The following is a 21489-nucleotide window of genomic DNA, read 5'->3' as shown; positions in this document are numbered from 1 at the left end:
GCATGATCCGGAAAAGTGCGAAGCGGTTTTCCGGAAAGATCATGCGTAAACAACGATCTAAAGTGCGATGACGATTCATCCAAATCTCATCGCGCTTTAGGCGGGCCGCTTCAGCCCGCCGCAACGGTCTGGCCGCGCGGATGGCGAGCCATCGCGATCATGCGCAGCGCCATCACGATCAACAGCGGAACGAGGAAGGCGGCATAGAGCGGCATCGCCGGCACGCGCTTGCCGAACGAGACCATGAACTGGAGCCAGAGATAATAGCCGCCGGCGAGATGCAGTGTCCGCCAGGCGCGCGGCCCGATCAGCGCGGCGGTGCGGTCGAACGAGGTCGCGCTCATGGCAATGATGACGGCATAGCCGATCCCGCCGAAGATGTAGGAGGCAGGCGAGGTGGCCTCCGCAAAACCGGCTGGATCCATCTTGGCGAAGGCGATGATCGCGACCGCGTGGATGGCGTGGGAGACCGCAAAGCTCAAGCCGAGATAGCGGCGGTTGCGATGCTGCCAGCGCGTCCAGCCATTGGGCCACAGCCGCGCCAGCGCCGCGCCGCTGAAGGCGAGGCAGAACAGCGTGAGCGAGCTGCGTGCCGTGAAGCGGATCACCATCCGTACGCCCTCGACCTCGAACTGCCGCATCGAGGCGATCCACAAGCTGAGAATGACCAGGCTGAGGGTGAGGGCGGCCAGCAGCCGCCAGCCTTCGAGCCAGCCTTGACGTTGCGACATGATGGTCTCCCTTCGTTATGTAATCATCGATTACATTTCGGCGCGCTTGCGCGGTCAACCGTGTAATCGCTGCTTACATTCACGTTCGGGTGATGCTAGGCTCGGTGCGTCCACGAGTTCGCTGCAACCTCTCCCGCTTGCGGGGGAGGTCGGCGCGGAGCGCCGGGTGGGGGCTTTCTCCGCTCAGGGATTCTTCGTTGTGGCACGACCCCCACCCCAGCCCTCCCCCGCAAGCGGGAGAGGGAGCACACCTCCGCCATGGCGCTTCTCATGCCCAAAGCCGCTCGCCAAGCACCCAAGCCGCGCACCCGCCGCCCGGCAGTCGAACCCCGGCCGTACCACCACGGCGATCTTCGCCGCGTCCTGATCGATGCTGCGCTGCAGCTCGCTGCGGAAGGAGCGGAAGTCTCGGTGCGTGAGGCCGCGCGCCGGGCTGCAGTATCGCCGGGCGCGCCGTTCCGGCACTTTCCGAACCGCGATGCCCTCATGGCGGCGGCGGCCGAGGAGGCGCAGCGGCGTTTCCGTGCCGAGATCGAGGCGGCGCTGAGCGAAGCTCTGGCCGCCGGCCCGCTCGCCCGTTTCCGCGCCTTTGGCCTTGCCTACCTGCGCTGGGCGATGCGCAATCCCGCGCATTTCGAAATCATCTCCACCGGGCGCTATTTCGCCCATGGCAGCTCCGCCGAGCTGACCCGCGACAACGCCGAACTGATCGCCCTGACCGAGGGAATCCTCGCTGAAGCGGCGGAGCAGGGTCTGCTGCGCTCCGCCGATCTCAAGCAGGTCCAGATCGCCGGCCGCGCGCTGGTCTACGGCTTCGCCCGGATGAATCTCGACGGCCACTTTCCGCGCTGGGGCGTCCAAGAGGGCGAGATCGAGCGGTTGGCGGAAGCAGTGATCGATCTGTTCATCGCAGGCATCGCCAAGGCCTAGAGCCTTGAGGCCTGTTTCTTCCGAATTTGGATTGGCAGGTTCCGCGACTTGCGAATACACTCGCGCACATATTTGAACTCGATATTTTGACAGTACGCGAAGATGGATCGACGCACATTTGTTCTCGCGGCCGGCGCCGCGCCGCTATGGCTTTCCCAGGCTGTTGCGCAAAACTCCCGTCCCGCGATCGGTTTGCTGGCCAGTGGCTCGCCTGAGACCTTCGCCACCGTCGTCACCGGATTTCGCGAGGGACTGGGCGCCGCCGGGCTGACGGAGGGGCGCAACGTCGCGATCGAGTATCGCTGGGCGCAGGGGCAGTTCGATCGGTTGCCCTCGCTTGCCGCCGAGCTCATCCGGCAGCAGGTCGGTGTCATCGTCACGATGGGCGGCAATGTTGCCGCGCTTGCGGCCAAGCGGGCAACGCCCGCCATCCCCATCGTATTCCTGACGGCCGATGATCCGGTGTCCTCGGGTCTGGTGGAAAGCTTGAGCAGGCCCGGCGCCAACGTCACCGGCGTGACCTGGCTTGCGGCCGAACTCGGCGCAAAGAACCTGGAGCTGGCGAGCGAATTGTTGCCGAATGCCGCGACCATCGGTGTCCTCGTCAACCCCAACCGTCCGACCGCAGAGGCCCAGCTCGAAAGTGCCAGGACCGCGGCAAAGGCCATCGGCAAGACCGTGCTCGCGTTCAAGGCGGGCAACCGGGACGATATCGACAAGGTGTTTGCGGATCTCGGGCCGGCGCGGGTCGATGCGCTGTTCGTCACGGTTGATCCGGTCTTCATCGTCAATCGCGTTCAGATCATCGAGTCCGCCGCAAAGCAGCGGGTGCCGACGCTGTATTTTCAGCGCGAGTTCGTGGATCTCGGCGGCCTGCTGAGCTACGGCGCCAGCGCGCAGGACGCCGCGCGCCTCGTCGGGGGCTATGCGGCCCGGATCATGAAAGGCGCCAAGCCCGCCGATCTTCCCGTTCAGCGCTCGACCAAGATCGAGACCATCGTCAATCTCAGGACGGCCAGGGCCCTCGGCATCACGATTCCACCGACCCTGCTGGCCCGTGCCGACGAAGTCGTCGACTAGGCGGCCGGCCTCGGCGCCGGTCCGGCAGACGCGGCAGATTGTCCCTGTTTATCCCTGGAGGTGATCGAAATGGCGGCCTACGTGATTTTCGACGTCGAGATCAGCGACCCCCAGCAGTATCAGAGCTTCATGTTGGGCGTGAAACCTGCACTGGAGGCGGCGGGAGCGCGATATCTGGCGCGCGGCGGGGCTCACAAGGTCTACGAGGGAGACTGGAATCCCCGCAGGATCGTCCTTTTGGAATTCCCGTCGGTTGCCGCCTGGGAAGAGTTCTATAACGGCGCCACCTATCAGGGCTTGAAGTCCGTCCGGGACGCCTGCAGCTCCGCCCGGCTGGTCGGCGTGGAAGGCCTCTAGCGGAGCGTCCGGGCGGGGCGGCGCGCCGGTCTGAGCGCCGACATCAAGCGAAGGTCGGATCACCGCGCACGTTGCCTGTACTTGACCGTTCCGTTACAGTTTTATGACACGGTGCAGGCTTCCGGCTGCGCCGGACGCCTAGCCGCCCTCTTTCCACCCTTGGGCCGGCCAGACGGCTAGGGCATTACATTGCGCCGGACCAGCTGTTGCGTGTCGTCGATGGCGTCCGCGCCTAATCCAGGTCCTTCTGCCACGACTGCGGTGCTGGCGAGCGTCGCCGCGCTCGGCATCTGGCGGTTGCTCGCCGTCGCCGCGCCGCATCTGGCCGCGCTCGCGCTGATGTACGAGACCGAGACCGATTTCGGCTCGCGGCTCTCCTTTGCGCTCGCCTGGGGCATCCTCAACTTCTTCTGGATCACGCTGCTGCGGCGGCCGGCGCTGTCGGGCGCGCTGTCGCTGACCATGGTCGTGGTGCTGGTGCTGCTGTCGCGGCTCAAGCACGACGTCGTCCAGATGACGGTCAACTTCATCGACCTGATGATGATCGACCGGGACACCGTCGCCTTCCTGTTCACGATCTTCCCGAACTTGCGCTGGTCGGTGATCCTGGCCGGTCTCGTCACGCTGCCGCTGATGTATGCGCTGTGGTGGCTCGATCCGTTCCGCATCCGCCGCCTGCCGGCGCTCGCCTGCAAACTGGCATGCCTTGCCGCGCTGGTCGGCTATTCGCTCTATCATCCGGACGAGGCCTGGCGCGGCTATTACGACGACGGCTATCTCTCGAAATTCTTCCGCTCCGGCGTCAGCTCGGTGTCCGACTTCGTGCAATACGGCTTCATGGAATCGGCCGCCGCGAGCAACGAGCGGCTGAACGTGCCGCTGGTCGATTCCTGCCACGCGGCAGGACGCCGGCCGAACATCATCATGATCCATGATGAATCGAGCTTCGACATTCGCGCCGCGCAAGGCATCAAAGTGCCGCAAGGCTATGGCAGCCATTTCAAGTCCTGGGACGGCAAGCAGCGCACCTTCCTCGCCGAGAGCAATGGCGGGCCGAGCTGGTTCACCGAGTACAACGTGCTCGCGGGGCTGTCCTCGCGCTCGTTTGGCCGCTTCGCCTATTTCGTGACGCGCATCGCCTCCAACCGCGTCGAGCGCGGGCTGCCGCTGGCGCTGCGCCGTTGCGGCTACGACACGATGTCGCTCTATCCCGCCTATGGCGGCTTCATGGCCGCCCGCAGTTTCCAGATAACGACGGGCATCGAACGCTTTTTCGACTCCAAGGATCTCCACGCCAAGGACGTCGAGCCCGACAGCTTTTTCTACAACAAGGCGCTGCAGCTGATGGGCCAGCAGCCGCCCAACAAGCCGCTGTTCACCTTCATCTATCTCGGTGCCAATCATTTCCCCTGGGAGACGCGCTTCCGTCCCGACTTGCTGCCGAACTGGCGCGCGCCGGGCAACGTGGCGTCCATCGACGAATATCTGCGCCGGCAGGCGATGAGCGCCGAGCAGTACAAGGCGTTCATCGCGGGCCTCAAGAAGACCTTTCCCGGCGAGCCCTTCCTGATCGTGCGCTATGGCGATCACCAGCCGGAATTTGCGCCTGCCATTCTCGAGCCCGGGCTGGACGAAGGCGCCATCGGCAAGAAGCTGGATGCCTACGATCCGCGCCTCTACGCAACCTATTACGCGATCGATGCCGTCAATTTCGAGCCGGTGAAGAGCGACACGGTGATGGACACGATCGACGGCCCCTATCTGCCGCTGGTGATCCAGGAGGCCGCCGGCATCCCGCTCGACCCCTCGTTTGCCGAGCAGAAGGAGATCATGCTCCGCTGCAAGGGCATCTTCTACGGCTGCAAGGACGGCGCCGAAGCGCGCCGGCTGAACCGCCTGCTGATCAACGCCGGGATGATCCGGGGGCTGTAGTCCACCCAGCGCCCCGACGTGACATCGCCTGTAATGACGCGAGCTTGGCAGGCGCGTAATACATCGCATTACGATATGTTCATCTTCGACGCGATCGAGGGGTTTTCGGACTAAAGTCTGACGCGCGATTGCCTGAAATCACCGACTTGTAATCGGCGGTGCGCTTCCCTTCCGCAACTTCGTCACGATTACTTCCATCATTCGTCACACCGCCAAAGCGTTCTTCCCGGCGGTGCGAAGCCAGTCCCTGGTCCACCTTTTCTTGCAGGAGTATCATCCATGCGAGCGCTTGATGCTGCGCGTCTTGCATTTGCCCTCGTGCTGCTCGTTCCGGCTGCCCACGCGACCGAAGCTGCGCACGACATCAAGGGCCTCTATCTCATGACCGACTATCCGGCCGTCACGGTGCGGCCGGGGACCACGACCAACATTTCGCTGCGGCTGCAGGACTACGGTCTTTCCCCGGAGCGCTATCAGCTTTCGGTCGCCGGCGTGCCGAACGGCTGGAACGCGACGTTGCTGGGCGGCGGTCAGCCGGTCGGCGCCGCGATGCCGGCGCCCGATGGCAGCGTCGCGCTTCAGCTCAGGCTCGACGTGCCCGCAGGCAACGATCTCGCGCCGCATACGCTCACGGTCAAGGCCGAAGGGCAGGGCACGACGGCCGAGCTCCCGATCGCGGTTTCGCTCGCCAAGGAGTTGCCGGCCAAGCTCGGTGTGAAATCCACCCTGCCGTCGCTGCGCGGCAGTCCGAAATCCAACTTCGATTACACGCTCTCGGTCAAGAACGATTCAGGCCGCAACCTCGTTGCCAGCTTTTCAGCGGAAGCTCCCGCCAATTTCGAGACCTCGTTCACCGAGGCCTATGGCACGCAGGAGCTCTCGTCGATCCCGATCGATGCCGGCCAGTCCAAGGACATCAAGCTGAAGGTGCGGCCGCCCACCACGATCGATGCCGGCCACTTCCCGGTCAAGGTGACGGTGAAGGCGGAGGACGCTTCCGCGTCGACCGAACTTGCACTCGACGTTGTCGGTGAGCCGCAGCTTCAGATCTCGGGTCGCGACGGTCTGTTGAGTGCGCGGGCGGTCGCCGGCAAGCAAAGCTCGATCCCGATCGTCGTGACCAATTCCGGTACGGCTCCGGCGGAGAACATCACGCTGGCGGGAACGGCGCCGAGCGGGTGGAAGGTGACGTTCGAGCCGGCGACCATCGAGCGCCTGGTGCCGGGCAAGGACAGCGAAGTGCAGGCGCTGCTCACGCCCAGCGACAAGTCGCTGGCCGGTGACTACCAGGCCACGATCCGCGCCGCGTCGCGCGGAGAGAGCGCTTCCAGCCAGTTCCGCATCACGGTCGGAACGTCGACCGTATGGGGCATGGCAGGTGCCGGCGTCATCGGCGTCGCGCTTTTGTTGATGCTGGGTGCAGTCGCGAGGTTCGGACGGCGATGACCGATCAATCCAGCGAGAGCCGAGGGACGGCACCAGATCCCGTCATTGCCGCGCGCGGGCTGACCCGGCGCTATGGCGCCACTGCCGTGGTGGATGCCATCGACTTCGACATTGCCCGCGGTGAGGTGTTCGGCCTGCTTGGTCCGAACGGCGCGGGCAAGACCACGACCATCCTGATGATGTTGGGCCTGACCGAGAATTCCTCGGGAGAGATCCGCGTGCTCGGCTTCGATCCGGCTCGCGAGCCGCTGAAGGTCAAGCGGCGCGTCGGCTATCTGCCCGACGCCGTCGGCTTCTACGACCAGCTCACCGCTACGGAGAACCTCGCCTACACGGCCAAGCTGATGGGGCTCGCGCGCGCCGAACGAGCGCGGTTGATCGAAGCCGCGTTGTTACGGGTCGGGTTGGCCGACGTCGCCTCGAAGCGTGTTGCGACCTTCTCGCGCGGCATGAGGCAACGACTGGGCCTCGCCGAAATCATCATGAAGCGGGCCGAGATCGCGATCCTGGACGAGCCGACCTCCGGGCTTGATCCGCAGGCGACCTTGGAGTTCCTCGGATTGATCGGAGAGCTGAAGGCCGAGGGCATTACCGTGCTGCTGTCGTCCCACATGCTCGACCAGGTGCAACGCATCTGCGATCGCGTCGCGCTGTTCAAGGCCGGTCGGATCGTGCTGATGGGCGCGGTACCTGATCTCGCGGTCAAGGTGCTCGGTGCGGGCTTCGTCGTGGAGGTCGAGGCCGAAGGGCCGGGCATCGCACGGCGGCTGGCGCTGATCCCGGGGGTGACTCAGGTGGAAACCCTCGCCGTCGATCGCTTTCGCATGACGGCCGAGCGCGACGTGCGGGCAGATGCCGCCCGCGCCGTGGTCGCGGTCGATGGAGCTTTGCGAAGATTGTCGGTCGACGAGCCGAGTCTTGAAGCGATCTATGCGCGCTACTTCCAGACCACGTCCACGGGAGACATCCGTCATGCGGCGTGAGGGATCACCGTTCCAGGGACTGTCGACCGTCTTCGTCAAGGAGCTCGCCGATCATATCTCCAGCATCCGCATGCTGATGCTGGAGTTTCTAGTGGTGTTCACGGCGTTGGCTGCCCTCTACGAAGCGATCAACAGTCTCCGGCAGACCACTGCCGAAGATCCGTTCCTGCTGTTGCGGCTCTTCACCATCGACCGGGCGCCGCTGCCCTCGTTCGTCGCCATCCTCGGTTTCCTCATTCCGCTGATGGCGATCGGTCTTGGCTTCGACGCAATCAACGGTGAGCACAACAGGCGGACGCTGTCTCGCATCCTGGCGCAGCCGATCTATCGCGATGCGCTGCTGCTGGGGAAATTCCTCGCGGCGCTTGCCACCATCGGCATCAGCCTCGCCGCCTTGTGGCTGCTGGTGATCGGGCTCGGCCTTATTTTCCTCGGCGTTCCGCCGGGCGGAGAGGAGATCGCGCGATCGCTGGTGTTCCTGGTCGTGGCGATCTGCTACGCCGGCGTCTGGCTGTCGCTGGCGATGCTGCTGTCCACCGTGTTCCGGTCAGCAGCCACCGCGGCGCTTGTCTCGCTGGGCGTCTGGCTGTTCCTGACGGTGCTGTGGCCGATGCTGGCTCCGGCCGTGGCGCAGGTGATCGCGCCTGCCGATCCGCGCTATGCGCTGCTCGGCCTCAATGATCCGGTTACCGCGGTCTGGACGCAGGAGCTGTTGCGGCTGTCGCCCAACGACCTGTTCGGAGAGGCGATGCTCGCGGTGCTGTCGCCGACGACGCGTACGCTCGGCCCGGTGTTTCTCGACCAGCTCCGAGGCGCCGTCATGGGCGCACCGCTTCCGTTCAGGGAGAGCGTCATGATCGCCTGGCCACAGACCGTCGGCCTGATTGCGGGCACCATCGTGCTGTTCGCCTTCGGCTACGTGCTGTTCCAGCGGCAGGAGGTGAGAGCCTGAGCCGAGACGGATTGGCATTGCCCTCTCTTCCTCCAGGAGATGGGCGAGAGGGGGTGGTCGGAGATTCGCCATTGCGGCCACCCCCTCGACTTGCTCTACCTGATCTTTTCCCACATCCACTTCGCGATCGCATCGGGCGACGAATTGGCGTCGTTGCCGCTGGCGCGCAGGTTCGCCTCGCGCATGGTGGCGATGTCGATCTTGCCGAGCAGCGGCTTGAGCGCCGCCTTCAGCCGCGCGTCGCCGGCGCGCTTCGGCGCCAGCAGCAGGATCGCGTCGTAGGGCGGGATCGCGTGCCTGGGATCGTCCAGCGCGACGAGATCGTATTTCGCGATCAACCCGTCGCTGGTGTAGCCGGCGATGACGTCGACCTCGCCGCTGGCGACCGCCGCATACATGAAATCCGGCTGCATCTGGCGCTGGGCGCGGAACTGAAGTCCATAGGCCTTTTGCAGCGCCGCCCATTCCGGCCTCGAGAAGAATTCGTAGTCGCCGGCAATCGACATCGTCGAGGCATGTGCGGCGAGATCGGCGATGGTGCGGATGCCGAGCGCCTCGGCCTTCTTCTTCGGCATCACCAGCGCATAGGCGTTCTCGAAGCCGAGCTCGCCGAGCAGCGTGATGTCGTCCTTGGCCAGCGCGGTCTTCAGCTCGGCGACCAGCTCGGCGCGCGGCTTGATGTCGGTGCGATGCAGCTGGTTGGCCCAGAGCGTGCCGGAATAATCGACATAGAGATCGATGTCGCCGGCCTTCAACGCCCCAAAGATCACGCTTGAGCCGAGGCCCGAGCGCGCCGTGGCGGACAGGCCCGCCGCCTGGAGGCGGTCCCTCATCAACGCCGACAGCACGTATTGCTCGGCAAACGTCTTGGCCCCGACGACATAGCCCTGCGACGAGCGCCCCATCGTCGGCACCAGTGTTGCGACGACCAGTGCCGCGATGCCGGCTGCGCCGAACCCGGTGCGCAAGCGGCTGCGCTGGCGCAGGCCGCTCTCGATCAGCCCGAGCAGCTGGTCGACGGCGAGCGCGAGCAAAGCCGAGGCAAAGCAGCCGAACAGCACGAATACCCAGTTCTGGGTCTGCAACCCCGCAAAGATGTAATTGCCGAGGCTGGTCTGTCCGATCGGTGTCGACAGCGTCGCGGTGCCGATCACCCACACCGCGGCGGTGCGGATGCCCGCCATCATCACCGGCAGCGCGAGCGGCAGCTCGACCAACACGAGCGACTGCCGCTGCGTCATGCCGACGCCTTTCGCGGCCTCGATCAGCGCGGGATCGATGCCGTTCAGCCCGGTGATGCCGTTGCGCAGCACGGGCAGCATCGAATAGAGCGCCAGTGCCAGCATCGCGGGCAGGAAGCCGAACGCCGAGAAGGAGACGCCGAACCAGGCCAGCGTCACGGATGCGGCCAGCAGTAGCAGCGGATAGAACAGCGCGAGCAGCGCCAGCCCCGGCACCGTCTGCACGATGCTGGCGAGCGCGAGCAGGATGGCGCGCGGCGCCGGACGGTTGCGCGTCAGGATCGCCAGCGGCAGGCTGACGGCGAGCCCGAGCGCGAGCGCGGCGAGGCTCACCCGCACATGATTGCCGAGATAATCGGGCAGATGCGTGAGCGCCTCGTTCCAGCGCGGATCGGTGAAGAAGCTCATGCCGCACCGCTTCGTGGCAACAGGGCGTTCAGCCGCTCGACCTGGCGCCGCGGCGTGCGCAACAGCTCGAGCACGTAGGCATCGCCGCTGTTCGACAACTCGGCAGGGGTGCCCTGCGCCAGCAGCTCTCCGCCGCGCATCACCGCAATGCGGTCGGCGAGCAGGATCGCCTCCGTCATGTCATGGGTGATCATCACGGTGGTCAGGCCGAGCTGGCGATGCAGCGAACGATAATCCTCGCCGAGCGCATCGCGGGTGAGGGGATCGAGCGCGCCGAACGGCTCGTCCATCAGCACGATGCGAGGCTTCGCCGCCAGCGCCCGCGCCACACCGACACGCTGGCGCTGGCCGCCGGAGAGCGCATCCGGCAGGCGGTCGCGATGTGATGCGCGGTCGAGCTGCACCAGCGCCAGCAATTCGTCGACACGCGCTGCGATATCCGCAGCCGGCGCGCCCAGCAGCCTTGGCGTGATCCCGATATTGTCGGCGACGCTTAAGTGCGGAAACAATCCGCCGCTCTGGAATACGTAGCCGATCCGCCGCCGCAGCGCGACCGGATCGACGTTCCGCACGTCCTCGCCCTCGACCGTGATGGTGCCGCCGTCAGCCTCGATCAGCCGGTTGGCGAGCCGCAGCAGCGTGGTCTTGCCGGAGCCCGAGCCGCCGACGACGGCCACGAATTCGCCCTCGGCGATGTCGAGCGACACGTCGTCCACGGCCTTGACCGCGCCGAAGCTCTTGGTGACGTGGACGTAGCTGATGGCTGGCTTCGAAGGCATCGCAGATAGGCTCTGTTCTCTTACCCTCCCCTGGAGGGGGAGGTCGATCGCGCGAAGCGCGAGCGGGGTGGGGTGATCTCTCAACACGGGCACTGTTGGAGGCGGAGAGACCGTCACCCCACCCCGTCTCACATTTCGCTGCGCTCAATGTGTGCCGACCCTCCCCCTCCAGGGGAGGGTAAGAGCGCGGCAAGTCCCCATGCCTAGCACGCTTGGCGCCTTGATTGAACTTGGCCGCGCGAGCGGCTAAGGCATCAAGTGAAATTCGGAGGAAGCAGATGTCGACGCCCACGGCAGTGGCGCTGGAGGATGCCAAGGTTGCGTTCCGGCTCGGGGACGGACGGGTCTATACGGCGGTGGAGAAGGCCCATCTTGCGGTCGCGCAGGGCGAGTTCGTCGCCATCGTCGGCCCCACCGGCTGCGGAAAATCCACGCTGCTCAACGTCGCGGCCGGGCTGCTGAAGCCGGCCGCCGGCAGCGTCAGCATTTTCGACCGGCCGCTTGCCGGGCTGAACCGGGAGGCCGGCTATTTGTTCCAGGCCGACGCGCTGTTCCCGTGGAAGACCGCGCTCGACAACGTCGCGATCGGGCTCGAGATCAAGGGCACGCCGCGCAGCGAAGCGCTGCCCCGGGCGCAGCAATGGTTGACCTCGGTCGGCCTCGGGGCCTTTGCCAATCGCTATCCGCACATGCTCTCCGGCGGCCAGCGCAAGCGCGTGGCGCTGGCGCAGGTGCTGATCCGCGATCCCAAAATCCTCCTGATGGACGAGCCGTTCGGGCCGCTCGATGCGCAGACGCGCCAGGTGATGGGCAATCTGCTGCTCGACCTCTGGAGCGCCGACCGCAAGGCGGTGCTGTTCGTGACCCATGACCTGGAAGAGGCGATCGCGCTCGCCGACCGTGTCGTGATCATGTCCGCGGGGCCGTCCTCGCGCATCATTGGCGACTGGAAGGTCACGCTGCCGCGCCCGCGCGACATCTTCGAGGTGCGGCTGGACAAGGAGTTCCACGCGCTCCATCGCGAGATCTGGAGCGTGCTCAAGGACGAGGTGATGAAGGGCTACGCGCAGTCAACCCAAGCGGCGGAGGCGGTCTGATGTCGCGCCCGACGCTGTTTGCGCTGCAAGTGCTGGTCGCGGTCGTCTGCATCGTGCTGTGGCAGGTGCTGTCGACCGTCCCGGTGTTCGGCAAGATCCTGCTGCCGCCGTTCTTCTTCTCCAACCCGCTCGACGTGTTCAGCCAGATCGTGAAGTGGTTCGTCTCCGGCGTGATCTGGAAGCATCTCGGCATCACGCTGGCGGAATCGATCCTGGCCTTCGTGATCGGATCGCTCGGCGGCGTTCTCGTCGGCTTCTGGTTCGCGCGCCAGCCGCTCGTCGCCGCGGTGTTCGACCCCTACGTCAAGATGGTCAACGCGCTGCCGCGCGTGGTGCTGGCGCCGATCTTCGCGCTGTGGCTCGGCCTCGGCATCTGGTCCAAGGTCGCGCTCGGCGTGACGCTGGTGTTCTTCATCGTGTTCTTCAACGTCTATCAGGGCGTCAAGGAGGTCAGCCGCACCGTGCTCGACAACGGCCGCATGCTCGGCATGAGCGAGCGGCAGCTGATGCAGCACGTCTATTGGCCGTCGGCGCTGTCGTGGATGTTCTCCTCGCTGCACACCTCGGTCGGCTTCGCCGTGGTCGGCGCCGTCGTCGGCGAATATCTGGGATCGGCGGCGGGGCTCGGCTATCTCATCCAGCAGGCCGAGGGCGTGTTCGACGTCGCCGGCGTATTCGCCGGCATGTTCGTGTTGTCCGCCTTCGTCATCCTGATCGACTATGGCGTGACGCTGGTCGAGCGGCGGCTGCTGGTGTGGCGGCCGACCGCGTCGGACGGGCGGGGGTAGGCTCGATCGTCCGCTGACTTTTATGTGATTGGCCGTTCGGAATAGAACGCGCGCCCGCGCGTCATACCCCCATGCAACCGCCTGCATGGGAGTTCAGGATGCACTCGTTACAGTTTCGCCGCGTCGTTACGACGCTCGTAAGCCGATGCCCCAGGCCCGGCCTCGGCACGGCATTCCTGGCCGCACGCATTCTGGTCGCGTTCGCGGTGCCTCCGCTTGCGTTCGCGCATGAATCCCATCCTGCCGCTCCGCCGGCTGCGGTGAGTACGGAAGAACGGGCGTTCCTGGAAGAAAACGAAGCCGCCATGACCAAGATGATGAACGACATGGCAGCCAAGCCGACCGGCGATGTCGATCGCGACTTCGTGGCAATGATGACCCCGCATCATCAGGGCGCGATCGACATGGCGGTGATCGAATTGCGCTACGGCAAGAACGAGCAACTGAGGCGTATCGCCCAGGAAATCATCGTCGACCAGATGCAGGAAATCGCGGCCATGAAGCTCGCCATCGGCGAGCCAGCGACGGATACGACGCCTGCTCCGACCCAGTCGCCATTCGCTCCCGCCGCAGCCGGTCCTCATCGTCCGGGCATGCAGATGGATATGTCCAATGGAATGAAGAAGTAGGAGCCGCAGATGACCACGTCACGAAGCAATATGATCAAGAGCATCTTCCTTGCAGCCACGATGCTGGCGACCGGATCCGCGGTATGGGCGGGGCAGGCACCGGGCGCGTTGTCCGCACCCGATATTCCGATCAGCCATCACGACCGCGTCTACGCCGCAGAACAGTTCTCGAATACGGTTTCGGTCACCGACCCCGTCGACAACAAGCTGCTCGGCGTGATCCGGCTAGGCGACCCGCAACCCGGCAGTTTCAGTCCGCTCTACAAGGGCCAGGTTCTCGTGCATGGCATGGGCTTCTCGCCTGATCACAGGACGCTTGCCGTGGTGTCGATCGGCTCGAATTCGGTGACGTTCATCGATACCGCGACCAATGCGGTCAAGCACACGACTTATGTCGGGCGCGCGCCGCACGAGGCATTCTACACCCCCGACGGCAAGGAGGTCTGGGTCACCGTTCGCGGTGAGAACTACATCTCGGTCATCGATGCGAAGAGCTTTGCGGAGAAGTCCCGCATCACGACCCCGAACGGGCCGGGCATGCAGATCTTCTCGCCCGACGGCAAGTATGGCTACATCTGTTCGTCGTTCAATCCCGAGATCGATGTGGTTGCGGTCGCCGAGCACAAGATCATCGCCACGGTGAAGCAGGAGAGCCCGTTCTGCCCGAACATCGCGGCGACGCCCGATGGAAACCAGGTCTGGTTCACGCTGAAGGATGTCGGCCGCACCCAAGTGTTCAACGCGAAGCCGCCGTTCAACCTGATCAAGACGATCGACACCGGACCGATCACCAATCACGTCAATTTCGCGCACACCGCCAAGGGCACATTCGCCTATGTCACCGTCGGTGGCCTGAACGAGGTGAAGGTGTTCCGCACCGACGACTTCTCGCAGGTCGCCATGATCCCGGTCGGTAGTTTGCCGCACGGCGTGTGGCCGTCCGGCGACGGCACCCGGATCTATGTCGGGCTGGAGAACGCCGACGCCCTTGCGGCCATCGATACGGCGACCAATAGGGTGATTGCCAACGTCCCGGTCGGCCAGGCACCGCAGGCGATCGCGTATGTTCCAAACGCCGCGCCGAACCCGGACGACCGCCAGAACCTGCAGGCGCTCGGCGTTGCCGGCCAAGTCGCTCATCTCTCGCTCACGTCGAAAGACGGTGCGAAGGACGGCAAGGCGCCGACAAGCGTGTCGCTGTTCGATCAGGGGCTGATCCAGATCTTGCAGGCCTCGGTAACCGGGCTTCAGCCCAAGCAGAAATACGTGCTTGCACTGGCGGAGCGCGGTGACGGGACGGGTCCCCTGCAGCCATTGGCAGCGTTCATGACCAATCCGGCCGGGTCGGCCATCGTCAACGCCGCCGGCCCGATCCGGCAGATCGTCGATCAATCGAGTGCGGCAGCAAAGCGCTATCTGGTGATTGCCGCCGGCGACGCCGCGGTGCCGGGCGAGGCGGTTCAAATCGAGGCGCAATGACCTTGGTCCGGACGACATCGGAAAGATGGCGGAGCGCTCTATGAAGGATATGCTGGTTCAGGTCGAACCACTGATCCCCGCGCTTCGCCGCTATGCGCGTGCACTCATGCGCGATCGCGCGGCAGCTGACGATTTGGTCCAGGACTGCCTGGAGCGCGCCGTCAGCCGCTGGCATGAGCGGCGTGACGGCAGCGTGCGCGCTTGGCTGTTCACCATCCTCCACAATCTGGCGATCACGCAATTCCGCCAGGCCACGGCGCGAGGCAGGCATATGCCGATTGACGATGCAGGCGAGCAGGAGCTTGCCAGTGCGGCAGACCAGGAACAGAGGTTGATCTATCAGGATGTCCTGCGCAAGCTTGCAAAACTCCCGGAAGAGCAACGGTCCGTGTTGTTGCTGATTGCAGTCGAGGATCTTTCCTACGCGGACGCTGCGGCGGTTCTCAACGTCCCGGTCGGCACGGTGATGTCACGCCTGTCACGGGCAAGGGAGCGGCTTCAGCAGGAGATGGATGGCGTCGCGCCAGGAAACGTCGTGGTAATGCGGAGCTTGAAATGAACCAGCGGCCGATCACAGAGGACGATCTTCACGCCTATGTGGACCAGGCGCTCGAGCCCGAACGTCGCGCGGCGGTCGCATCCTATCTGGACAATCATCCCGACGTGGCCACGCGCGTCGCGGCCTTCGCCACGCAGCGGGAGCAATTGCGCGGCGCACTGGCGTCAATCGCTGACGAGCCCTTACCGGCAGAATTGAACCTGTCGCATATCATCGAGGGCCGGAAACGGCGTCCGCGATGGGCCGGGGGAATGGTCGCAGCCATGCTGCTCATTGGCCTCGGCGGTCTCGGTGGCTGGACCATGCATGGTCTGTTGCAGGACGGTTCGAACGGACTGTCCTCGTTGGCGCAGGAGGCCGCTTACTCCTATAGCGTCTTTGCCCCGGACCACGTGCGGCCGGTCGAGATCAAGGCGTCCAACAGCGCCGAGTTCGCGCAATGGGCTACGACCCGACTGAAGCAGCCGGTGAAGGTGCCCGATCTCTCGGTCTCGGGCTATCGGCTGATGGGAGGCCGCCTGGTTCCAACGTCGCATGGCCCGGCAGCGATGTTCATGTACGACGATGATCGCGGCAACCGTCTCGTGGTGCTGACGCGCCCGATGAGCAACCGCGATCTGGCGACGCCGATGATGCCGCAATCGACCGGCGATGTCGCAGGCTTCGTGTGGGCGGAGGGCGGCATGGGTTACACGCTCGTCGGCCAGCTGCCGGGCGACACCCTCAAGCCGATCGCAAACGAGATCCGCAAGCAGGCGCGCCCGATCTAGCACCAGAATGGACGAAACGGGCTCGCACGGCCGTGCGAGCCCGGTCACTCGACCAGGCCTGGCTTTCGGCCTCAATCCAGCAGCTTGACGTCGTCGGGCGCCTGCGGCGGCGTCTTGATCGCGATCGCCTTGACCTGGCCCGAGATCGGCTTGGTGCCGCCATGCGGCGTGCCCTTCGGGATGATGACGAGGTCGCCCGGCTTCACGGTGACCTCCTTGTCGCCGAGCCAGATCGTGCCGGTGCCGTCCAGGATGTACTGGATCTCGTTGGTGTTGGGATGCAGGTGCTTGGGCACATTGCCGACCTGGATCGACACGGTGGCGCCGTCGGCGGTCATGAACGTCTTGGAGCGGTAGCCGACCTTGTTGGCGGGGCCCAGCGCGTCGCCTTCCATTTCACCGGTATGGATGATCTGTGCGGTGATGCTCTCGGCGGCGAGCGCCGGACCGAGCAGGTAGGTTGCGCCGCAGCCGGCGATGAAGGCGGCCGTAATCGACAGTCCGGCTGTAATACGATTCATGGATGATCCTCCCCATCGAGACTTGTTCTTGTCCGGACATGCTATTGCGCCGAAAGGCCGATGGCCAGTGCCTCTGGCAGCGCTTCTCAAGCCAGTCCTGCTGCTCTATGGTGCCGCCGGCCGAACGGAGGAAACCAATGAAGAACACAATTGCCAGGCTCGCCGGTGCGCTGCTCGCACTGACGCTCACCACCGGATTTGCCGCGGCGCAAAGCAAGGTCACCATCGCGGTCGGCGGCGGCTCCTGCCTATGCTATTTGCCGACGGTGCTGGCCAAGCAGCTCGGCGAATACGAGAAGGCGGGTCTCAATGTCGAGCTGGTCGACCTCAAGGGCGGCTCGGACGCGCTGAAAGCCGTGCTCGGCGGCAGTGCCGACGTCGTCTCCGGCTATTTCGACCATTGCGTCAACCTGGCCGCCAAGAAGCAGGAGCTGCAGGCCTTTGTGGTCTATGACCGCTATCCCGGCCTCGTGCTGGTGGTCGCGCCCTCGCGCACCAACGACATCAAGTCGGTCAAGGACCTCGCCGGCAAGAAGGTCGGCGTCAGCGCGCCCGGTTCCTCCACCGACTTCTTCCTGAAATACATGCTCAAGAAGAACGGGGTGGATCCCACCAGCGCCGCCGTGATCGGCGTCGGCTTAGGGGCCACCGCGGTCGCCGCGATGGAGCAGGGCCAGATCGACGCCGCCGTGATGCTCGATCCCTCCGTCACCGTGCTGCAGGGCAGCCACAAGGATCTGCGCATCCTCTCCGACACCCGGACGCAGAAGGACACGCTCGAGACCTTCGGCGGCGAATATCCCGGCGGCGCGCTGTACTCGACCGCGGCCTGGGTTGCCAAGCACGAGAAGGAGACGCAGGCGCTGACCAACGCGATCCTCGCCACGCTCAGCTGGATCCATTCGCACAGCCCCGAGGAGATCATGGCGAAGATGCCGGAGGAGACGGTCGGCAAGAACAAGGACCTCTATCTCGCCGCGCTGAAGAACACGATCCCGATGTACTCGGAGACCGGCAAGATGGACCCGAAGGGCGCGGACGCCGTGCTCGCGGTGTTCAGCGTCGGCTCGCCGGAGGTCGCCAACGCCAAGATCGACGTCAGCAAGACCTTCACCAACAAGTTCGTCGACCAGGCCAAGAAGACGACGGGGAATGCCAAATAGCTGACGCGAAGATGTGGTAATCGTCCGTCATGACGACACCCATCATTCACCGCGTCACGACGCTTGATCTTGCCGTGCGGCCGATCGACTGGCCGTTCGCCGAGGAGCGCCGCGACGAGATCGCGGCGCACTTCGCCGAGAAGCAGCGCGAGAGGCCGAAGATCTGGAACGGCCGCGTCCTGCTCGGGCGCGATCCCGTGTTCACAGGCGGCCGTTTCGCCTCGACCTATTTCGAGACCGATTTCGCAAGCTTCCTTGCCTGGCGCGACTGGGGCTTTCCCGGCCCCGCCGTGTTCAACGGTTTTGGCATGGGCGCGCTGCGCGCGTCTGACGGTGCCTTCGTGATGGGCGAGATGGCGGCGCACACCGCCAATGCGGGCCGCATCTATTTCCCCTCGGGCACGCCCGATCTCGACGACGTCAGGGATGGCACGCTGGACATTCCCGGCAGCGTCGTCCGCGAACTCGAGGAGGAGACCGGCCTGACCGCGGCGGACTTTCAGGCCGAGCCGGACTGGCATTGCATCGTCAGCGGCCCCACGATTGCGATGATGCAGGTGCTCAACCTGGATATGTCGGGCGAAGAGGCGCGCGCCCGGATCGAAGCCAACCTCGCCCGCGAGGATGAGCCCGAATTGTCGGCCATCCATCTCGTGCGCGGGATGAGTGATCTCAGGCCGACCATGCCGCGATTTGTCACGGCCTTCGTCGAGCAGCAGTTCGCCTCGCGCTGATGCGCAAGACTTGACATCCCTGCGCTCTGCCCATGTGATGGGGGCAAGCAAGATCAAGACGAATGCAATGCACAATCGTCCAGGGAGGTTTTGATGCGCGTGCGCATGGCTGCCCGTTTGCTAGGTGGGCTGTTGGTCGCGATATCGGCGACGGGCTTGGCGGTGTCCGCCAAAGCCCAGGACAGACCTCAGGACAAGAAGATCAAGATCGGTGTCGTCTTTGATTTGACCGGGCCTCTGGCCGGCGGCGGCTCCGAGCTCAACTATGTCGGCGCCAAGATCATCCTCGACCATTTCGCCAAGACCGGCGTCGAGGGTTACAAGATCGAGGCCGTCTATGCCGACGCGCAGAGCAAGCCCGACATCGCCATCAACGAATCCGTGCGCCTGCTGGAGCAGGAGAAGGTCGACATGGTGCTCGGCTTCTTCTCCTCGGCGCAATGCGTGCCGGTCGCCGCCCGCGTCGAGCAGCTCAAGAAGTTCATGTGGATGACGACCTGCATCTCGTCGGCCGTGTTCAACGAGAAGGGCTACAAATACGTCTTCCGCCCGCAGGCCAGCGGCGACCAGTTCGGCATGATGACGATGGATTTCATCGCGCAGAACGCCAAGGAGAAGTTCGGCAAGGAGCCGAAGGATCTGCGCGTCGCCATCATCCACGAGGACGGCGCCTACGGCGTCGACGTCTCCAAGGGCAACGAGGTCGGTGCCAAGAAGGCCGGCTTCAACGTCGTGCTCAAGGAGGGCTATTCGGCGACCGCGCCGGATCTCTCCGCGCTGGTGACCAAGCTCAAGCGTGCCAAGCCCGACGTCATCTTCCACACCGGCTACAATCCGGACATCACGCTGCTGCTGCGTCAGGCCCGCGAGCAGGGCCTGAAGTTCGGCGCGCTGATGGGGCATGGCGCAGGCTATGGCGTCTATGAAAAGCTGAAGGAAGGCATGGGGGCCGACGCTACCTATATCTTCAACACCGACCCGATCTCGATCTGGCTCGCCAACCAGAAGACCATGGATCCGAAGCTCCCGCCCGTCATCAAGATGGTCGGCGAGGAATTCGACAAGATCAAGCCCGGCGTTGCCATCCGCTCCGCCCATGTCGGCATCGGCGCGTCCAACACCTACGTGTTCATGGCGGATGTGCTGCCGCGGGCGATCAAGAAGTACGGCGGCGTCGATCCCGAGGCGCTGCGCAAGGCCGCGCTCGACACCGACATCCCTGAAGGCGGCACCATGCTCGGCTTCGGCGTGAAGTTCTACGGCGAGGGCACGCCCATGGCCGGGCAGAACGAGCGCTCGTTCCCCGTCGTGATCCAGTATCTCGAGGACAAGTCCCATGTGGTGTGGCCGAAGAGCCAGGCGCAGCGCGAGGCGGTGCTGCCGCTGCCGAAGGGCACCACCTACAGCAACCAGTAGCGGCGGAGGGCTTTGGTGCTGGAGGTCAGCGGGCTGGTGAAGCGGTTCGGCGGCTTCACCGCCGTCAACAACGTGTCGTTCCGGGTCGACCAGGGCGAGATCCTCGGCCTGATCGGCCCCAACGGCTCGGGCAAGAGCACGATCTTCAACATGCTCTCCGGCACGCTGGCGCCGACATCGGGCTCGATCCTGTTCGGCGGCTCCGAGATCGCGGGCCTTGCCCCGCACCGGATCATCAACAGCGGCATCGGGCGCACCTTCCAGATTCCACGCCCCTTCCGCCGGCTGACCATCTTCGAGAACGTCGCGCTGGCCGGCTTCTACGGCCAGGGTCGCCACAGCCGCGTCAAGGCCGAAGAGGCGGCCGAGCGCTCACTCGCAATGGTCGGCCTGCCGACCGATCGCCATGCCAGCGTCGATGGCCTCGGCGCGGCGGGACTGAAGAAGCTCGAACTCGCCAAGGCCCTCGCCACCGCGCCGAAGCTGCTGCTTGCGGACGAGAGCCTCGGCGGCCTCGACGAGGCCGAGATGGATCAGGCCGCCGACATGCTGCGCAACATCCGCGACGAGCTCGGCATCACCATCATCTGGGTCGAGCACATCATGGGCGTGTTGATGCGCGTCGTCGACCGCGTCATGGTGCTCGATCACGGCGAGAAGATCTCGGAAGGGCTGCCGAGCGCGGTGGCCGGCGATCCGCGCGTGATCGAGGTCTATCTCGGCACCGATGCCGAGACCACGCAGGCGGCGGCGGCCGAAGCGCGCCGCCGTGCAGGAGGGGTGTGATGCTGGAGCTGCGCGGCGTCAACGCCGGCTATGGTACCTTCCCGGCGCTGTTCGACGTCAATCTCGACGTCAAGGCCGGCGAAGCCGTCGGCGTCATCGGCCCCAATGGTGCCGGCAAGACCACCTTGATGCGCGTCATCTCCGGCCTGATCCGGCCCTCGCGCGGGTCGATCCGGATGGAGGGCACGGACGTCGTGGCAACGCCGTCGCACAAGATCGTCAGCCTCGGCATCGCGCATGTGCCGGAGAACCGGCGGCTGTTTCCGCAGCTCTCGGTCGACGACAATCTCAAGATGGGTGCTTTCATGAAGGAGGCGCGCGGCCATTATGCCGAGCGGCTCGAGGTCGTGTTCGACCTGTTTCCGCGCCTGAAGGAGCGCCGTCACCAGATGGCCGGCACCATGTCCGGCGGCGAGCAGCAGATGTGCGCGATCGGGCGCGCGCTGATGTCCAATCCAAAGCTGCTGCTGCTTGACGAACCCTCGGCCGGGCTTGCGCCGGTCGTGGTGCAGCAGGTGTTCGAGCTGGTGAAGCGGATCCGCGCCAGCGGGCTGACCGTGCTGATCGTCGAGCAGAACGTGCAGCAGGTGCTGAAAGTGGTCGACCGTGCCTATCTGATCGAGGCCGGCACCATCCGCGCGTCCGGCACCTCGGCCGAGATGCTGGCGAGCGACACGGTCAAGGAAGCTTATCTCGGGGTGTGATGTT

General features: G+C 65.0%; 22 protein-coding genes. 18 read left to right on the top strand and 4 right to left on the bottom strand.

Features of this window, described 5'->3' with window-relative positions:
- Nucleotides 1-110: 110 nt before the first annotated feature.
- Nucleotides 111-731 carry a hypothetical protein gene (locus Q0743_RS29530; protein WP_298244973.1) on the bottom strand — a complete coding sequence of 207 codons (621 nt, stop codon included), beginning with the start codon at nucleotides 729-731 and terminating at the stop codon, nucleotides 111-113.
- A gap of 270 nt (nucleotides 732-1001) precedes the next feature.
- On the opposite strand from Q0743_RS29530, the gene Q0743_RS29525 reads away from it, so the two are divergent.
- The 7 genes from Q0743_RS29525 (at nucleotide 1002) to Q0743_RS29495 (ending at nucleotide 8411) form a co-directional block, all read left to right on the top strand.
- On the top strand, nucleotides 1002-1661 hold the full coding sequence (locus Q0743_RS29525; protein ID WP_298244972.1) for a TetR/AcrR family transcriptional regulator: 660 nt from the start codon (nucleotides 1002-1004) through the stop codon (nucleotides 1659-1661).
- Nucleotides 1662-1763: 102 nt separating this feature from the next.
- Nucleotides 1764-2741, top strand: coding sequence for an ABC transporter substrate-binding protein (locus Q0743_RS29520; RefSeq protein ID WP_298244971.1), 978 nt, complete (start codon nucleotides 1764-1766; stop codon nucleotides 2739-2741).
- A gap of 69 nt (nucleotides 2742-2810) precedes the next feature.
- Nucleotides 2811-3098, top strand: coding sequence for a DUF1330 domain-containing protein (locus Q0743_RS29515; protein WP_298244970.1), 288 nt, complete (start codon nucleotides 2811-2813; stop codon nucleotides 3096-3098).
- Between the two features lie 219 nt (nucleotides 3099-3317).
- Nucleotides 3318-5030 (top strand): sulfatase-like hydrolase/transferase, encoded by a 1713-nt coding sequence (locus Q0743_RS29510; RefSeq protein ID WP_298244969.1) that lies wholly within the window; start codon nucleotides 3318-3320, stop codon nucleotides 5028-5030.
- A gap of 279 nt (nucleotides 5031-5309) precedes the next feature.
- Nucleotides 5310-6476: an NEW3 domain-containing protein gene (locus Q0743_RS29505; protein WP_298244968.1), complete on the top strand. Its 1167-nt coding sequence runs from the start codon at nucleotides 5310-5312 to the stop codon at nucleotides 6474-6476.
- The gene (locus Q0743_RS29500) at nucleotides 6473-7459 is read left to right on the top strand and encodes an ABC transporter ATP-binding protein (RefSeq protein ID WP_298244967.1); all 987 of its coding nucleotides are present in this window, start codon (nucleotides 6473-6475) and stop codon (nucleotides 7457-7459) included. Before Q0743_RS29505 ends, Q0743_RS29500 begins: the two co-directional genes overlap by 4 nt.
- Entirely contained in the window at nucleotides 7449-8411 is a 963-nt protein-coding gene (locus Q0743_RS29495; RefSeq protein WP_298244966.1) for an ABC transporter permease, read from the top strand. The genes Q0743_RS29500 and Q0743_RS29495 overlap by 11 nt, the downstream gene beginning before the upstream one ends.
- 95 nt (nucleotides 8412-8506) lie before the next feature.
- On the opposite strand, the gene Q0743_RS29490 is transcribed toward Q0743_RS29495, so the two are convergent.
- Both Q0743_RS29490 and Q0743_RS29485 read right to left on the bottom strand, forming a co-directional pair.
- A complete protein-coding gene (locus tag Q0743_RS29490; protein ID WP_298244965.1) occupies nucleotides 8507-10060 on the bottom strand; it encodes a glycine betaine ABC transporter substrate-binding protein in 1554 nt (517 codons plus the stop codon).
- The gene (locus tag Q0743_RS29485) at nucleotides 10057-10839 is read right to left on the bottom strand and encodes an ATP-binding cassette domain-containing protein (protein WP_298244964.1); all 783 of its coding nucleotides are present in this window, start codon (nucleotides 10837-10839) and stop codon (nucleotides 10057-10059) included. The genes Q0743_RS29490 and Q0743_RS29485 overlap by 4 nt, the downstream gene beginning before the upstream one ends.
- 278 nt (nucleotides 10840-11117) lie before the next feature.
- Here Q0743_RS29485 and Q0743_RS29480 point away from each other — a divergent pair, with 278 nt between their 5' ends.
- From Q0743_RS29480 to Q0743_RS29455, 6 genes are all read left to right on the top strand, one after another.
- Nucleotides 11118-11936: an ABC transporter ATP-binding protein gene (locus Q0743_RS29480; RefSeq protein WP_298244963.1), complete on the top strand. Its 819-nt coding sequence runs from the start codon at nucleotides 11118-11120 to the stop codon at nucleotides 11934-11936.
- A complete protein-coding gene (locus tag Q0743_RS29475) occupies nucleotides 11936-12724 on the top strand; it encodes an ABC transporter permease (protein ID WP_298244962.1) in 789 nt (262 codons plus the stop codon). The genes Q0743_RS29480 and Q0743_RS29475 overlap by 1 nt, the downstream gene beginning before the upstream one ends.
- A 71-nt stretch (nucleotides 12725-12795) precedes the next feature.
- On the top strand, nucleotides 12796-13353 hold the full coding sequence (locus Q0743_RS29470; protein ID WP_298244961.1) for a DUF305 domain-containing protein: 558 nt from the start codon (nucleotides 12796-12798) through the stop codon (nucleotides 13351-13353).
- A gap of 9 nt (nucleotides 13354-13362) precedes the next feature.
- The gene (locus tag Q0743_RS29465) at nucleotides 13363-14832 is read left to right on the top strand and encodes a YncE family protein (protein WP_298244960.1); all 1470 of its coding nucleotides are present in this window, start codon (nucleotides 13363-13365) and stop codon (nucleotides 14830-14832) included.
- Between the two features lie 40 nt (nucleotides 14833-14872).
- The gene (locus Q0743_RS29460) at nucleotides 14873-15391 is read left to right on the top strand and encodes a sigma-70 family RNA polymerase sigma factor (protein WP_298244959.1); all 519 of its coding nucleotides are present in this window, start codon (nucleotides 14873-14875) and stop codon (nucleotides 15389-15391) included.
- The gene (locus Q0743_RS29455) at nucleotides 15388-16161 is read left to right on the top strand and encodes an anti-sigma factor (RefSeq protein ID WP_298244958.1); all 774 of its coding nucleotides are present in this window, start codon (nucleotides 15388-15390) and stop codon (nucleotides 16159-16161) included. Before Q0743_RS29460 ends, Q0743_RS29455 begins: the two co-directional genes overlap by 4 nt.
- Nucleotides 16162-16232: 71 nt before the next feature.
- On the opposite strand, the gene Q0743_RS29450 is transcribed toward Q0743_RS29455, so the two are convergent.
- A complete protein-coding gene (locus Q0743_RS29450) occupies nucleotides 16233-16682 on the bottom strand; it encodes a cupin domain-containing protein (protein WP_100180623.1) in 450 nt (149 codons plus the stop codon).
- 137 nt (nucleotides 16683-16819) lie between these two features.
- Between Q0743_RS29450 and Q0743_RS29445 the strand changes: the two genes are divergently transcribed.
- From Q0743_RS29445 to Q0743_RS29425, 5 genes are all read left to right on the top strand, one after another.
- Complete coding sequence (locus Q0743_RS29445) at nucleotides 16820-17845, top strand: ABC transporter substrate-binding protein (RefSeq protein WP_298244957.1); 1026 nt, start codon at nucleotides 16820-16822, stop codon at nucleotides 17843-17845.
- Nucleotides 17846-17874: 29 nt separating this feature from the next.
- A complete protein-coding gene (locus Q0743_RS29440; RefSeq protein WP_298244956.1) occupies nucleotides 17875-18579 on the top strand; it encodes an NUDIX hydrolase in 705 nt (234 codons plus the stop codon).
- Nucleotides 18580-18672: 93 nt separating this feature from the next.
- A complete protein-coding gene (locus Q0743_RS29435) occupies nucleotides 18673-19995 on the top strand; it encodes an ABC transporter substrate-binding protein (protein ID WP_367184950.1) in 1323 nt (440 codons plus the stop codon).
- A gap of 15 nt (nucleotides 19996-20010) precedes the next feature.
- Nucleotides 20011-20781 carry an ABC transporter ATP-binding protein gene (locus Q0743_RS29430; protein ID WP_298244954.1) on the top strand — a complete coding sequence of 257 codons (771 nt, stop codon included), beginning with the start codon at nucleotides 20011-20013 and terminating at the stop codon, nucleotides 20779-20781.
- Complete coding sequence (locus Q0743_RS29425) at nucleotides 20781-21485, top strand: ABC transporter ATP-binding protein (protein ID WP_298244953.1); 705 nt, start codon at nucleotides 20781-20783, stop codon at nucleotides 21483-21485. Before Q0743_RS29430 ends, Q0743_RS29425 begins: the two co-directional genes overlap by 1 nt.
- Nucleotides 21486-21489: the final 4 nt, after the last annotated feature.

The sequence above is a fragment of the uncultured Bradyrhizobium sp. genome, from assembly GCF_936943645.1.
GTDB lineage: Bacteria > Pseudomonadota > Alphaproteobacteria > Rhizobiales > Xanthobacteraceae > Bradyrhizobium.
Note: the sequence above shows the minus strand (reverse complement) of the source record. Positions and strands in the feature narration are given on the sequence as shown.